The following is a 13,683-nucleotide window of genomic DNA, read 5'->3' as shown; positions in this document are numbered from 1 at the left end:
TTCTGAGATTCCTTTTCCATGTCGGTTCGTTCGTCCGCCTGGAAATCATTTATCTCGGCAGCAAGGGATCTTCCTCGCAGCGCGCATTCGACCGCTGCCTGTCACGGCTGTTCGCCGTGTCCCCACCCCATTCAGAAAGAAACACCATGAACGACAACACTTTTACACCCGACCCGATCGCGGTGATCGAGCCAGGACAGCAGCGGGAACGCTCCGTCCGCGGCATCCTCGACATCGTCGACAACCGCAACGCCGCCCTGCGCGTGGACGGCTATCTGCCCGGACCGGGCGATATCCACGTGCCACCCCGCCTGATCCGTGAATACGGTTTGCGCCGTGGCGATTTCGTCATCGGCACCACTCAGCCCGGCACGCGCGGCGACAAACCCGACCCACTGCACCTGATCGAGACGGTCAATGGGCAGGACCCGCGCCACGCACAACCGCGGCCCGACTTCGCCGATCTGGTTCCGATCTACCCGAATCAACGCCTGCGTCTCGAGACCGAACCGCATGCCATGACAACCAGGGTCACCGACCTCGTCATGCCCATCGGCAAGGGGCAGCGCGCGCTCGTCGTCGCACCGCCGAAGGCGGGCAAAACCTCTGTGCTGCAAGCCATCGCGCACGGCATCGCGAAGAACCATCCGGAGTGCGAACTGATGCTGGTGCTGGTCGGCGAGCGTCCCGAGGAGGTCACCGACCTGACCAGGTCGGTGCCCGCCGACGTCGCCGCCGCCACCTTCGACCGCGCGCCCCGTGAGCACATCGCACTCGCGGAGCTCGCCATCGAACGAGCCAAACGCCTGGTCGAGATGGGCCGCGACGTGGTCGTCCTGCTCGACTCGCTGACCCGCCTCGCCCGCGCCTACAACAATGCCGCCCCATCCTCGGGCCGCGTACTCTCCGGCGGAGTCGACGCCGCAGCGCTCGCTCCGCCGAAACGATTCCTCGGTGCGGCCCGCAATATCGAGCACGGCGGCTCGCTCACCATCATTGCCACCGCACTGGTGGAAACCGGGTCGCTGGCCGACACGGTGATCTTCGAGGAATACAAAGGCACCGGCAACGCCGAATTGAAACTGGACCGCGCCACCGCTGGCCGCCGTGTCTTCCCCGCCATCGACATCGCCCAGTCCAGCACCCGTAAGGACGAATTACTGCTCGCCCCAGCGGAATTGGCGGCCACCCACCTGCTGCGCAAAACCCTCACGGCGGTAGATGGCCAGCAGGCCATCGATCTGCTGCTGGAAGGCCTGCGCCAGGCCCCGACCAATGCCGAGTTCCTCACCCAGCTCAACACTCCCCGCCGCTGACCGCGACACTTAAGGCTGCTTTAAGCGCGTGTCAAGCCCCCCGAGGCATTGTTTGTCGCAGCCCGGTCGGGCCTGCATTCGGAGGGGGATGCAGGGACGGCCGGGTGTTTCGTTCCGACCCGCGCCTACGCTCCGGTCACTCCGCCGCGCGAGCCCCTGGCCAGACACGAGCCAGGTCGAGCAAGTGCCGTAGCTCGGTGTCGAAGTCTTGGGCGGTCAGTGGTGACCGCCGTGCAATTCCCGAGTGCTCCGCTGTGAGCCCACTTTGCCTGGCGCACACCGCATGTGCCAGACGGTGAGCGTACCGGATCGGCTCCCGGTCCGATCCGGACTCGCAGGTGCGCGTGAGGTCCGTGGCGTCGGACGCGGCAGGGAGATATGGCCCGAGGTGCATCAGGGCATCGCGTATCTCGACGGTCATGCGCAACAGACGAGCATCGGCACCGATCGACGTATCAGCAGCCGAGGACAGCACGATCTCCGGTACGGCCGCGGTGAGATCGCACCACAACGGCCGCAGCCGACGGCAGGCTCGCGCGGCAGGATCCAGGCCCGCCCTCGCGATCAGCAGAATGACCAGCGGGACGGCGGTCAACGTGGCGTAGTACGCGACGCACAGGGTGACTGCGGCCTCGATCCGCGGCATGTGCGGACCGAGGGCAGGCCATCCGGTGCTCGTTTGGGCGATCGAGACCGCCTCGGTGAGCCACATGTACATGATGCCGACACCCAAGGCATGGCCGAGGACGGTCTCCCGCGCGGACAGATCGCCGCGCCGAAGCTCGCGGATGCCTGCCCGGAAGAACACGAAGGTGTTGATCGTCAGCGGAATCCCGAACGCGTATCCGACGGCAATGCCCTCCGCGTCCATGCCCAGGTCCAGCAACCGGCCGTCGTGGCGTGCGGAGGTTCCGGCCAGCAGTATCACGGTGGCGGCGGCGACCGCGACGCAACTGTAGAAGCGTTGGCGTCGCCATACGATGCTCGGATCGCCGCCGGTATCGGCGAACGTGCCGATACCGTGCAGGTTCGTCATCGCTAGAAGAATGCAGCCGAGCGCCAGCTGTTGCGCCAGACTGGCGATCTGGGGCATTATCGTGCACCGGTACAGCAGCAGCCCGGCGAGGCTCCACAAGAACGTGCGGTTCATCAGGCGATCGATGATCGTTTCCCGCACGAACAACAGCCGACCCACCAGAACGGTGGTGACGTAACCGATCACCGGCCAGGCAACGAATCCGGTGACCGGAATCCACATCGTTGTACCTCCCGGCCAGCGGAACCGCTGCTCGTGCAGCAGCATACCGGTCGCACCGCTCTGCGCGTTCGGTGAGATCCGAGCAATCCAGTCCGCGGACGCGAAAGATTTTCCGGCGACGATGACGTTACCGCTGGTCCAGTCTCATTGAGCCACACATTGTTCCGAATCCACCGATGCGGGAACCATTGGCCGCCCCGACACGTCAGACGAACATGGACATCCACGCCTACCCCACCGAGTCCAGCACGCCGGTGGATCCCACCGAGGCCGCGCGCATCGCCGATCACTATCTATCCGGCGATGACGACGCCGAGCAGGGCATCACGAACCTGCTCACCGAATTCGACTGTGGCTACACCGTTGTCGCGATCTTCCCACCGCCGCCCGGGACCGACCCACACACGCCCCCGCTGCCGCCCGCCATCGGCGGCTCGGTCAGCGTCATCGACAAGTCGACCGGCGCCGTCTCCTATTGGCCGAGCTACCCGGCAGATCTCGTCGCCGAGCAGTACGCCGAGGTGCTGCGCACCGGCAGGCTCATCATCGAGCCGGACTGGCCTGCCGAGGACGACAGCGATCGGCCGGAGGACGGGTAGGCGCGTGTACCCGAACCTGGTCAGGTACTGCACTTCTCCGAGGATCCGACGATCCGGCGCTTCGTTCCGCGCGACACGGCGACACCGCAACCCGAGGTGTATGTCTGGGCAGCCGATGCGCCGAACGCGCCGAGCTACTGGTTTCCACGCAACTCCCCGCGGGCATGGCGTGGGCGACGCAGACAACCACCGACCTCGACCGTGACCGAATCCTCGGTGACAAGTTCCGTCGGCTTCGGCGGCATCCGGCTCCGCGGCGCGCGGCCACGTCCGTGAACGGTGTCCGGCGAGCTGGGACATGATGCGGCGGTGATTCCCCCTTGGTTGCCGACGGTTGCGCCACCAGTATCAGATCGGATTCTCGACCAGAGGCAATTGAATCGGCTCCAGTTCGATCCGATCCGCGTCGGGATGGTCGATGGCGATGGTGGCGGGACGAAATTCCTGCACGAGCACCACCATGTGTGGAATTCGACACTCGCACAGGTCAATCCGGTGACGATCGGGGCGAGACGCTGATCGTCGGGCGGGCTGCCGACAGCGGCGCGGAATTGGCTGAGGACGGCGCGGGCGGCGGGTTCCCAGCGGCGCATCATGGCGCGATTGCGGTCGTCGGTGAACATCCACCACAGCAGGTTGCGGCGCTCGGGCGGCAGCGCTCGCGGATCGGTGCGCACCGGGTGGGCGCCGTGGTGCAGGTAGTGGAACGTCGCTGCGCAAGCAGTTCGCCTCAGCGCAACAAGTCGAACAGGCGGATCGACGTTTCCATGGTGCTGTCATAGGAATCGGCGACGTACATCAGATCGACGAAAAAATCATCGAACGCCGTCTCATCGGCGACGCGGCGGATCGTCTCGGCGATCTGCTCGGTCGACGTGCCCGCGCGAGCATTGACCCGCAGGATCGTCTCGATGGTGGCCGGATCACGATCGGCCCGCTCCGCAGCGGTGTCGACGACGGCACGCAGTTCACGCAGTCGCGACCCCCAGTCCGGTGGACCCGGCACCGGCACGACCGGCAACCAGCCGTCGGCCCGGCGACCGACACGCTCCAGACTGGCCGGAGTGAAGCCGGCGAGATGAATCGGCGGCCGTGGACGCTGCACCGGCTTCAATTCGGCGCGATGCTCCGGCACCGAGACCAGCGTGCCGGTATAACCCGCGGGATCGGTAGTCCAGATCGCCTCGAGCGCGTCAAGGGTCTCCTCGAGCCGAATTCCCCGCTTGGTGAACGGCACGCCCGCGGCGTCGTACTCCTCCGGTGACCACCCGATGCCGAAACCGGCCACCAGCCTGCCCCTGCTCGCCACGTCGATCGTGGTCAGCGAGCGAGCAAGCAGCGCAGGGCGATGCAGCGGCGCGATCAGCACATTGGTGCCCAACCGCACCCGCTCGGTCGTCGTAGCCGCCATGCCGAGCAGCAGGAACGGATCGAGCACCGAATTGAACTCGTCCGGAATCGTGGGGCCACCACCGTAGCCGACCTTCGGATTCGTCGCCGCGATCAGCCGCTCACCGACCCACAGACTGTCCGCTCCGGCTCGCTCCATCTCCCCCGCGAACTCCGCCACCCGATGACCCTCATGCGCATGCACGCCATGCTGCGGTATAGAAACACCAACCTTCATCCTTCCGTCCTACCAAACACACCCGGTCACCCGATCATCCCGCCATCAAAATCTGATCATCACGACGAACGGACATGGCGGAGGCATCGGCGACCGGAGGCATCGGCGACCGGCCGCTCCGTCAGGTCCCGATCGTGGTGCCTGCAGGCTATTGCCTGGTGGGTGGCTGCAGCGCCCTCGAGGAGGTAGGCCGTGTGCTTGTCAGTTTGCGGTCGCGGCTCTCGCGACGATCGGCAGTTCGCCGCTGTCGGCATCGGGGACTTCGGTGCCACGCAACGAGGTTCCCGCGGTTTCGCGCAGGTACGTCCAGGCGAACAGGCCGATCAGCGAGGCGCCGACCATGTACGCGGCAGGGAACAGCGACCAGCCGGTGGCCTCGATGGCGGCTTCGTTGACCAGCGGGGCGGTGCCGCCGAATACCGCGGTGGAGACGTTGTAGCCCAAGGCGAATCCCGCATAGCGGACGTGGGTGGGGAAGATCGCGGGGAAGGTCGAGCTGATGGTCGAGAGCTGCGGCACGTACAGCAGGCCGAGAACGATGAATCCCGTGATGGCCCAACCGGTTCCCTGTCCCATGAGCCAGTACATCGGGAGCGCGAACACGGCGAGCCCGACCAAGGAGAACAGCCACATCGGGCGGCGGCCGACGCTGTCGGACAATCGGCCGAAGAACGGCAACACCGCCATCATCACCAGCTGACCGATCAGCATCATCGCCGTGGTGGCCGACTCCCCCATGCCGACGGTCTGCTGCAGATAGGTGGGCTGATAGGTCAGCAGCGTGTAGTTCACCACGTTGAGCGCGACGACGAGGCCCGCCAGGGTGAGCACCTCGCGCCGATAGGTGGTCACCAACTCACGCAGGCCACCCTTGGGGTGCGACTGCTCGGCGACCTCGGTGAACACCGGGGATTCATCGAGGTGCGAGCGCAGATACCAGCCGATCAGTCCGAGCGGCACCGCGAGCAGGAACGGCACGCGCCAGCCCCAGTCGTGCATCGCATCCGATCCCAGGACGAGCTGACAGGCCAGCACCACCGCGGAACCGCCGACGAACCCACCGAGGGTGCCGAACTCCAGGAAGCTACCGAAAAAACCCCGTCGTCTGTCGGTACACGTTTCAGCCAGATACGTTGCCGCGCCGCCATATTCGCCGCCCGTGGAGAAGCCCTGCACGACGCGCAGCGCGATGAGCAGGATCGGCGCGAACCAACCGACCTGTGCGTGCGTCGGCAGCAGGCCGATGGCGCCGGTCGCGGCAGCCATCAACAGAATGGTGGTGGCCAGCACGGCTTTTCGGCCGAGCCGGTCACCGAGCGGTCCCCAGACCATGCCACCCAGCGGACGGAGCACGAACGACACGGCGAAACCGAGCATGGTTCCCAACGTGCCGAGGTCGCCGGGGAAGAACGCGTCGGTGAGGTAGGTAGCCGTCGCGGCGTACACGCCGTAGTCGAACCATTCGGTGGCATTGCCCATGGCAGAGGCGGCGACGGAACGCCGTAACGGTACCGCCTCCGTTGCGCGATCGGTCATGTACGCCTCCTCTCCCGCCGTCCCAGCGGACATCATTTCGTGACAGCCCACTCCGAATTTCAGAGCTTCAGCACGAAACCAACCGATACCCGCGTCCCTGGGGCGGCAAACCCGACCCCACGGTGACCACCCGCCGACTCGGCCGTTGCGAACTGCGCAAACCATGCCCATTGTGAGCGTCGTCACTATCGCTGGGAATCGGCTCTCAGCTGCGCAGACCTCTCATCCCAATGGAGCGACCACGGAGCGCCTGGACCACGACGCGCGGGCTATCGCGATCGCGAACGTCAGCACCGACAACCACCCGAACCAGTCGCCGAACCGCGTATAGATCGTGGTGCCGGAGTCCAGTGGAATCGACGCCGCCACCGAGCGTGTGATCGTGACATCTGTTTCGGCTGACGCGAGAACATGGCCGCGCGAATCGCTGGCGACCAATTCTCCGAGTTGGGGCGCCCGTGCGATGCCGACGCCCGATTCGATACCGCGGATCACCGCCATCCGGCTGTGCAGCCAGCGGTCGTCGGTAAAGTCGAGCGCAGGCACCAGCAGCAAGGTGGCGCCGTGGCGCCGGTTCTCCCGGACCAGGGAGGGTCGATCCAGGTCGAAACACACCGCCAGTGCCCATGGTTCGCCGGGCACTCGCTGCCACTGGGTGCCCGGTCGCAGCTCGTCCTCCAGTCCGCGGACCAGGTAGTGCTTGGCGTAGACGACACCGGACGGATAGTCGATCGCGGCGTTGACACTGGTGCCGTCGGTAGTGAGGATCAATCCCGCGACGACGTGGATGTTACGGCGAATGGCGACGTCGGTCAGCGGTCCGGACAACAGCGGTAGCGTCGATTCATCGGCACGCCAAGCTTTTTCGGGAAACACCACAGCTCGCACGCCTTGATCGGCAAGCCGTTCGATCTCGATGACCGCGCGCGCCACCATGTCCCTGCCGTCCGGCGAGTCCACGGCGATGTAGTCGGGTGGCTGGGACAGCGCGACCAGGCCGACTCGCACCGGGTCACCCGCCGGCGCGACGGCCAAGTGCCAGAACCCGAATGCGGCGACCGCGACGAGCACCGCGGCGCTCGCACCGGCAGCGCGGAGTCGCTGCGCGTGTGTCACCGCGGGCGCGGCGAGCACCGCGATGGTCGCGGGGACGAGCAGGATCAGGAAGGTAATGCCCCACGGTCCGGTCAGCGCCGCCACTTGGACCAGCGGCAGCCCGTCGACCTGGGTGTAGGCGATGCTCCACCACGCACCGAACGGCCCCACGAGCGCGAGCAGGAACTCGAAGCTCACCCACCCCGCAGGCAGCGCGAGCAGCGCGAGGCCGGGGCGGCCGCGCAGCAGCAACGCGCGCATGATGACGACCACCGCGCCGGACACACCGGCAGTGACCAGCAGAAGCAGCACCGTGACCGAAACCGGCTGTTCCAGGGTCTCGGTGAAGTAGGGCCACAGTTGCAGTCCGCCACCCAGCCACGACAGGGCACCCGCGTGAAACGCGGCGACCGCCGATTCGCGCGGCGCGAGCAGCAGCACCGGCAAGGGAGCGAGAAATGCCAAGCCGGGCAACGGATGTAGGCCGGTGCCGTAGCGCCACAGCGCCGCGGACAACAGCACCGCCGCGGCCAGGGTCAGGAAACGCTTCATCGAGGAACTCCACGGATCGTTGATCGGATGCGATCCGATGCTCCTCGCGACGACCAGACCACCGCATCGCCGAGACGAGCGGTTCCCAGCTCACTCTCGGGTGCGACCGGGGATGACCAGGCCGGCCTCGTAGGCGAAGACCACCGCCTGCACGCGGTCACGCAGACGCAACTTCGTCAGCACCGAACTGACATGTGTCTTCACCGTGTGCTCGCTGACCACAAGTGCCGCGGCGAGTTCAGCATTGGACAACCCTGTCGCGAGTTGACGCAAAATCTCGCGTTCGCGGTCGGTGAGATCATCGAGCTGTCTGACCAACTCGGGGCGGGAATGGCCGCGGTGGACAAGATCGGCAATGAGTCGGCGGGTGACAGTGGGCGCGAGCAACGCCTCCCCCGCGGCGACCACCCGAACGGCCTCGACCAATTCCTCGCGGCGCAGATCCTTGAGCAGAAATCCGCTCGCACCGGCCCGCAGCGCCTCGTAGACATATTCGTCGAGGTCGAACATGGTCAGCACCAACACTTTCGCGTCGGTCTCCGCGCAGATGCGCCGGGTCGCGCCGACGCCGTCCAAGCGCGGCATCCGCACGTCCATGACCACGACGTCCGGCGCCAAGGCGATGGCCTGCTCGATCGCCTCCAGCCCGTCGGCGGCTTCACCGACCACGGTGATGTCCGGCTGGGCGTCGAGGATCAGCCGGAAGCCGGCACGGAAGAGGTCCTGATCGTCGACAACGAGCACCCGCATGCTCAACTCCCCTGGGTGATAGGTAGTTCGGCGGCGACATCGAAGCCGTTGCTCGACGGTCCGTAGTGCAGTCTTCCGCCGCAACCGCCGACGCGTTCGCGCATTCCGAGCAGGCCGTGCCCGTTCGCTCCCGGCCCGTTCGATCCCGGCCCGTTCGATCCCGGCCCGTTCGATCCCGGCCCGTTCTCGCTCGGCCCGTCCGTGTCCGCATAGCCGCTGCCGTCGTCGGAAACCCGGACCGTCAATCGATCCTCCGACCACCACAGCGACACCCGCACGCAGGTCGCGTGCGCGTGTTTCCTGGTATTCGTCAGCGCCTCCTGAACCACCCGATAGGCGGTAACCGCAACCTCGCCGGATACCGAACGACGCGGCCCGTATTCCGCGAAAGAGGCGGCGAGTCCGCTGCGCCGCGAAATCTCGACCAGGTCGGCTATCGCATCAATGCCCGGCTGATGCGGCAGGTCGACGGTCGGGCCGCGCAATGTGCCGAGACTGTGCCGAAGCTGTTGCACCGCTTCGCGGCCCGTCTCGGCGATGCCCGCGAAGGTCGCGTCGGCCCGTGCCGGATCGCCCCTGGTCAGCAGCGGCCCCGTCTCGGCCTGCACGATCATCAGCCCGACCGAATGCGCGACGATGTCGTGCATATCACGCGCGATCCGCAATCGTTCCCGGTCCACCGCGGCGACCCGCTCCTCGTCGAGCCGGCGGGCGCGCTCCTGCAGCGTCTCGATCTGCGCGCGCCTGGCCCGCACTCCGGTACCGAGTGCCCACGCGGTGGTAAAGGACATGGCGGCATAGCCATAGGAGTCGGGACTCTCGTTGGGGACGACCAGCGAGAGAAGAATGCCGGCACTCGCGCCGACGAGCGCCCCGCGCCGCGGCCAGGTCGAACTGTAGGCGGCAATCGTGTAAGCGCAGACGATGGTGCCGTAGGGCAGCGTCGGCATAGCGTGCAGGCACGCGAGCACGGTGATGGCCGGACCGACGACGAGCAGCACCAGAATGGGCGCGCGCCGACGCCACAGGACAGGGGCGGAGGCCAGCGCCGAGAGGCCGACGACCCACCACGAGGCGCCGCCGACCACGGCAGGCCCGACGGACGCGACCGTCACCGCGGCGGCGACGACGATATCGAGCAGACCCGCCGGGAAGGCCCGGACCCGCTCGGTCACCCGCCGCACCACCGTGTCGGTGGCACCGACCGCGCTCGAGACCGCACTCCGAATATCCATAGCGCTCCAGTGTCTCCCGAGCGCCCCGCGAGCGCCTCACTCGTCCCGGCGATCCGGCCCTCGCCGAGACGGGTGAGGGCCGTGCTAGTCCGAGTCATCGCCCGGCTTCGTCCCCCAGCCCTGGCTGGTGAAGCCGTAGAAGATGGCGACGACGAGGTAGAGGATCAGAGCGGCGACCGGCTGGATGAGGCCGACGCCGATGCAGATCGCGTAGATCACAATGCCCGGGTGGGCGCGCACGCTCTCGCGCCGGGCGAATGCGGCATCGAAGGCGGGTTCCAAAGTTCGGGCCTGCTCATCAACCGCCACCACAGCGGCGCCCACGGTACCGTCATCATGACACCGGCGATGCCATACAACGCCGCGGCGACCTTGGCGTCATCGCCCACGCCGTGCACGGCGTGCTCCGCGAGAACCATGGTGGGGAAAGGCAATACAGAGACGCCGAGCAACAGCATCAGATTCCATCAGCGCAGCACGTGGTCGACATGGCGCACCCTACTGAAGAACGCGTGGTGGTTCATCCAGATCACACCGATCGTCAGAAACGACGCCAGATAGGCCACGTACGACGGCCAGATATGACCGAGAGCGCCGAGCAGCTGCCCCGGTTCGTACTCGGGCAATTCGATCTCCAGAATCAGCAGCGTGATGGCGATCGCCATCACCGCCGTCGCTGAAGGCTTCTACTCGGGCGGTACTCGACAACTGTCCACTCGGGACCAGCTCCTCATCATCCATTGCCGCAGCGTAACCCCTTGACCACCACTATCTTTCAGCGTTGCGCGAACATCGCGGCAATGCCCGCGGTGACCGCGCACGCCAAGGCCGCGTCGACCGGCGCATGCCTACTCAACAGCCGATACCACATGGCGCCGAAGGCGAAATCGACCACAAGGTCCAGCGGCACCGTCGCGGCCAGTTCGCCGGTATCGACGCCGTGCTGCAGTACTGCCCGCAACGCCGCACGACGCGGTCCGATCACGGTGTCCTGCAATCGTTTCGACAGCGCGGAATCGCGTTGCGCGTCGGCCATCAGCCCGACGAGCGCCTGTCCGGTGACCTTCCGCGAGAGTTCGTAGGTGGTTTTCAGCAGCCGTTCTATATCGCCGAGCACATCGGCGGAACCGACCGGGACCAGCGCCGTCTCGTGTTCACGAGCTAGGTCGACCAGGGCCTCCATCAGAATCGATGCCTTGTCGGGCCACCAGCGGTACACGGTCTGCCGTCCGACTCCTGCGGCGTCGGCGATCGCCTTGATGGTCAGGTCTTGGTAGCCGTCGCGCTCACACAGCTCGAGCGCGGCATGCAGGATCGCGCGCCTGGCCTCCTCGCTGCGGGGGCGTCCCCGGGTCCCTGTCATGCACCTCACTTTACAAGACACTGTGCCTCGTTTATATTTCGAGACACAGAGGTTCGTAATTCAGGAGGCTGTTGTGAGCAACAAAGTCGTCATCGTCGGCGGAACTTCGGGCATCGGGCTGGCCACCGCACGCCGGTTACTGAAGGACGGCATGGACGTGGTCATCGCCGGACGCAACGAGGAACGACTCGCCGCCGCACTGGCGGAGCTCGGCGCCGCCGCCACCGGTCAGCGGGTCGACGCCCGCGACCAGGCCGACCTCGCCCGCCTCTTCGCCGAGGTCGGGCCCATCGATCACTTGGTGGTGACGGTGACCGGCCCGTCGGGCACCACACCGTTCCGCGAGATCGACGCAGAGCAGCTGCAGGCGCACTACACCGGAAAACTGATGGCTCACACCGCGACGGTGCAGGCCGCGCTCCCCCACCTGACCACGGGTGGGTCGATCACGCTGGTGTCCTCGGCATCGGCGGGCGGGGCCATGCCGTCCACCGCCGCATTGGCCGCCATCAACTCGGGCGTCGAAGCCATGGTCCCGGTCCTTGCGGTCGAGCTGGCGCCGCTGCGCGTGAATGCCGTCGCACCGGGGGTCATCGATACCGACTGGTGGAGCTTCCTGCCCGACGACGCCCGCACCGAGGTCTTCGACTCCATCGCCGCCACCACTCCCGTCGGCCGGGTCGGCAGCGCCGACGACGTCGCCGACGCGATCGAATTCCTGGTCGGCAACACCTTCACCACCGGCATCGTGATCCGCGTCGACGGCGGCGCGCGCCTGGGCACACCGCGATAGGTCGGCGAGCGGCACCCGACGGCGGAGGCCGAACACGCCCCCACGACCATGTCCTACTCGCGGGAAGACCGCTAGTGCGGGTAGGAATGGACGGGTGAGTGGTGACGAGATTGATCCCGAGTTGATCCAGTTGGCGACAAAGGTGTTCGATCTGGCCCGGCAGGGTGCGGCCGAGGCTCTCGGCGCCTACGTGGATGCCGGGGTGCCGGTGAACCTCACCAATGATCGGGGCGACACGCTGCTGATGCTGGCCGCATATCACGGCCATCAAGACGCTGTTACGGCATTGCTCGCGCGCGGAGCCGAGCCGGATCGTGCGAACGATAGGGGGCAAACTCCGTTGGCGGGGGCCGTTTTCAAGGGTGAAACCGAGATCTTGCGCACCCTGCTCGCGGCGGGCGCGGATCCGGACGCGGGCACGCCGTCGGCACGGGAGGCGGCCGCCATGTTCGGTAAGACCGAACTGCTGGCGCTGTTCGGCGCATCCTGAGCGCCGAACAGCTCAGCGGGTGTTACTTCAGATCATCCGCGGGCAGATACGCACCCGGGCCCGAACCATCGGAGCGACTGAAGACCGGGCGGAAATCCGCTCCGTCGGTCTCCGCGACGGGAGATGTCTCCGCCAGGACCGTGTCGTGACTGAACAGTCCGGGTGCTTGCCCGTCTTCCTGACTCATTCCTGGAGCCTCCTCCGATCGGCGGCAAATAGCGAATTATGCCGTCCACGAACAACGGTCGATCCACAACGGCGCAGGTAGCTGCGCCGAAGGTCGAACAGTACATGGCGCCCCGCGCTAGAGCGGAGTCACATAGGCGCCCGAGATGCCGCCGTCCACCAGGAACTGCGACGCGGTGATGAACGAGGCGTCGTCACTGGCCAGAAAGGCCACGGCTGCGGCGATCTCCTCGGGTTCGGCGAACCGCCCCGTCGGGATGTGCACCAGGCGGCGCGCGGCGCGCTCGGGATCCTTGGCGAACAGCTCTTGCAGCAGCGGCGTGTTCACCGGGCCGGGACACAACGCGTTGACCCGAATCCCGTTGCGGGCGAACTGGACACCGAGCTCCCTGCTCATCGCGAGAACTCCGCCCTTGGAGGCGGTGTAGGAGATCTGTGAGGTCGCCGCGCCCATCACCGCGACGAACGACGCGGTGTTGATCACCGAACCCTTGCCGCGCTCCAGCATGTGGCCGATGGCGTACTTGCTGCACAGGTACACCGAGGTCAGATTCACCTCCTGCACCCGCCGCCACGCCTCGATGCCGGTGGTGAGGATGGAATCATCCTCCGGCGGCGAGATTCCCGCATTGTTGAAGGCGATATCGAGCCCGCCGTAGGTATCGACGGCGGTCTGGAACAACGACTCGACCTGGGCCTCGTCGGTGACGTCGGCCTTCACGTAGAGTCCGTCGACCGCCGCGGCCGCGGCTGCACCCGCGGTCGCGTCGATATCGGCGACGACAACCTTGGCGCCCTCCGCACCAAAGCGGCGGACCGTGGCGAGGCCGATCCCGCTACCGCCGCCCGTGACCACGGCGATTCGATCTTGTAAGCGCTGCAA

Annotated in this window: 15 protein-coding genes and 2 pseudogenes; 5 read left to right on the top strand and 12 right to left on the bottom strand. The window is 66.6% G+C overall.

What is annotated here, in order from left to right:
• Window positions 1–221 precede the first annotated feature (221 nt).
• Window positions 222–1,316: pseudogene (locus AB0M74_RS06240) on the top strand (transcription termination factor Rho, short form); the annotation flags it as partial.
• A 136-nt stretch (window positions 1,317–1,452) separates the two neighbouring features.
• On the opposite strand, the gene AB0M74_RS06235 reads toward AB0M74_RS06240, so the two are convergent.
• Window positions 1,453–2,574: an MAB_1171c family putative transporter gene (locus tag AB0M74_RS06235; protein ID WP_364902243.1), complete on the bottom strand. Its 1,122-nt coding sequence runs from the start codon at window positions 2,572–2,574 to the stop codon at window positions 1,453–1,455.
• 176 nt (window positions 2,575–2,750) lie between these two features.
• Between AB0M74_RS06235 and AB0M74_RS06230 the strand changes: the two genes are divergently transcribed.
• Window positions 2,751–3,173 (top strand): hypothetical protein, encoded by a 423-nt coding sequence (locus AB0M74_RS06230; protein ID WP_364902241.1) that lies wholly within the window; start codon window positions 2,751–2,753, stop codon window positions 3,171–3,173.
• A 27-nt stretch (window positions 3,174–3,200) separates the two neighbouring features.
• Window positions 3,201–3,449, top strand: a complete 249-nt coding sequence (locus AB0M74_RS06225) for a DUF6886 family protein (RefSeq protein WP_364902690.1) — start codon at window positions 3,201–3,203, stop codon at window positions 3,447–3,449.
• A 236-nt stretch (window positions 3,450–3,685) separates the two neighbouring features.
• Here AB0M74_RS06225 and AB0M74_RS06220 read toward each other — a convergent pair.
• From AB0M74_RS06220 to AB0M74_RS06180, 9 genes and pseudogenes are all read right to left on the bottom strand, one after another.
• Window positions 3,686–3,796 (bottom strand): annotated as a pseudogene (locus tag AB0M74_RS06220) (XRE family transcriptional regulator); the annotation flags it as partial.
• Window positions 3,797–3,903: 107 nt separating this feature from the next.
• Window positions 3,904–4,800 carry a TIGR03619 family F420-dependent LLM class oxidoreductase gene (locus tag AB0M74_RS06215; protein WP_364902239.1) on the bottom strand — a complete coding sequence of 299 codons (897 nt, stop codon included), beginning with the start codon at window positions 4,798–4,800 and terminating at the stop codon, window positions 3,904–3,906.
• 201 nt (window positions 4,801–5,001) lie between these two features.
• Window positions 5,002–6,336 carry an MFS transporter gene (locus AB0M74_RS06210; protein WP_364902238.1) on the bottom strand — a complete coding sequence of 445 codons (1,335 nt, stop codon included), beginning with the start codon at window positions 6,334–6,336 and terminating at the stop codon, window positions 5,002–5,004.
• Window positions 6,337–6,558: 222 nt separating this feature from the next.
• Window positions 6,559–7,983: a hypothetical protein gene (locus AB0M74_RS06205; protein ID WP_364902236.1), complete on the bottom strand. Its 1,425-nt coding sequence runs from the start codon at window positions 7,981–7,983 to the stop codon at window positions 6,559–6,561.
• A gap of 90 nt (window positions 7,984–8,073) precedes the next feature.
• The gene (locus tag AB0M74_RS06200; protein WP_364902235.1) at window positions 8,074–8,739 is read right to left on the bottom strand and encodes a response regulator transcription factor; all 666 of its coding nucleotides are present in this window, start codon (window positions 8,737–8,739) and stop codon (window positions 8,074–8,076) included.
• Window positions 8,736–9,968, bottom strand: a complete 1,233-nt coding sequence (locus tag AB0M74_RS06195) for a sensor histidine kinase (protein ID WP_364902233.1) — start codon at window positions 9,966–9,968, stop codon at window positions 8,736–8,738. The genes AB0M74_RS06200 and AB0M74_RS06195 overlap by 4 nt, the downstream gene beginning before the upstream one ends.
• Before the next feature lie 84 nt (window positions 9,969–10,052).
• The gene (locus AB0M74_RS06190; RefSeq protein WP_364902231.1) at window positions 10,053–10,292 is read right to left on the bottom strand and encodes a hypothetical protein; all 240 of its coding nucleotides are present in this window, start codon (window positions 10,290–10,292) and stop codon (window positions 10,053–10,055) included.
• Between the two features lie 143 nt (window positions 10,293–10,435).
• Window positions 10,436–10,633, bottom strand: a complete 198-nt coding sequence (locus tag AB0M74_RS06185) for a TMEM175 family protein (protein WP_364902229.1) — start codon at window positions 10,631–10,633, stop codon at window positions 10,436–10,438.
• 110 nt (window positions 10,634–10,743) lie between these two features.
• A complete protein-coding gene (locus AB0M74_RS06180; RefSeq protein ID WP_364902227.1) occupies window positions 10,744–11,331 on the bottom strand; it encodes a TetR/AcrR family transcriptional regulator in 588 nt (195 codons plus the stop codon).
• Between the two features lie 73 nt (window positions 11,332–11,404).
• Between AB0M74_RS06180 and AB0M74_RS06175 the strand changes: the two genes are divergently transcribed.
• Both AB0M74_RS06175 and AB0M74_RS06170 read left to right on the top strand, forming a co-directional pair.
• Window positions 11,405–12,124: an SDR family oxidoreductase gene (locus tag AB0M74_RS06175; protein ID WP_364902225.1), complete on the top strand. Its 720-nt coding sequence runs from the start codon at window positions 11,405–11,407 to the stop codon at window positions 12,122–12,124.
• 94 nt (window positions 12,125–12,218) lie between these two features.
• On the top strand, window positions 12,219–12,614 hold the full coding sequence (locus tag AB0M74_RS06170) for an ankyrin repeat domain-containing protein (protein ID WP_364902223.1): 396 nt from the start codon (window positions 12,219–12,221) through the stop codon (window positions 12,612–12,614).
• 22 nt (window positions 12,615–12,636) lie between these two features.
• Here the strand turns inward: AB0M74_RS06170 and AB0M74_RS06165 are convergent, their stop codons facing one another.
• Both AB0M74_RS06165 and AB0M74_RS06160 read right to left on the bottom strand, forming a co-directional pair.
• Window positions 12,637–12,801: a hypothetical protein gene (locus AB0M74_RS06165; protein ID WP_364902221.1), complete on the bottom strand. Its 165-nt coding sequence runs from the start codon at window positions 12,799–12,801 to the stop codon at window positions 12,637–12,639.
• Between the two features lie 117 nt (window positions 12,802–12,918).
• On the bottom strand, window positions 12,919–13,683 hold the full coding sequence (locus AB0M74_RS06160; protein ID WP_364902220.1) for a 3-oxoacyl-ACP reductase: 765 nt from the start codon (window positions 13,681–13,683) through the stop codon (window positions 12,919–12,921).

The sequence above is a fragment of the Nocardia sp. NPDC051463 genome, from assembly GCF_040681975.1.
Lineage (GTDB): Bacteria > Actinomycetota > Actinomycetes > Mycobacteriales > Mycobacteriaceae > Nocardia.
The sequence above is the reverse complement of the archived record's forward strand: the minus strand, read 5'-3'. Positions and strand labels throughout refer to the sequence as shown.

What these genes read in the sequence shown, in the direction of transcription:
- AB0M74_RS06235 (WP_364902243.1), bottom strand. Translation starts at nt 2,574, where the DNA reads ATGTGGATTCCGGTCACCGGATTCGTTGCCTGGCCGGTGATCGGTTAC.
- AB0M74_RS06230 (WP_364902241.1), top strand. Translation starts at nt 2,751, where the DNA reads ATGCGGGAACCATTGGCCGCCCCGACACGTCAGACGAACATGGACATC.
- AB0M74_RS06215 (WP_364902239.1), bottom strand. Translation starts at nt 4,800, where the DNA reads ATGAAGGTTGGTGTTTCTATACCGCAGCATGGCGTGCATGCGCATGAG.
- AB0M74_RS06210 (WP_364902238.1), bottom strand. Translation starts at nt 6,336, where the DNA reads ATGACCGATCGCGCAACGGAGGCGGTACCGTTACGGCGTTCCGTCGCC.
- AB0M74_RS06205 (WP_364902236.1), bottom strand. Translation starts at nt 7,983, where the DNA reads ATGAAGCGTTTCCTGACCCTGGCCGCGGCGGTGCTGTTGTCCGCGGCG.
- AB0M74_RS06195 (WP_364902233.1), bottom strand. Translation starts at nt 9,968, where the DNA reads ATGGATATTCGGAGTGCGGTCTCGAGCGCGGTCGGTGCCACCGACACG.
- AB0M74_RS06185 (WP_364902229.1), bottom strand. Translation starts at nt 10,633, where the DNA reads ATGGCGATCGCCATCACGCTGCTGATTCTGGAGATCGAATTGCCCGAG.
- AB0M74_RS06180 (WP_364902227.1), bottom strand. Translation starts at nt 11,331, where the DNA reads ATGACAGGGACCCGGGGACGCCCCCGCAGCGAGGAGGCCAGGCGCGCG.
- AB0M74_RS06165 (WP_364902221.1), bottom strand. Translation starts at nt 12,801, where the DNA reads ATGAGTCAGGAAGACGGGCAAGCACCCGGACTGTTCAGTCACGACACG.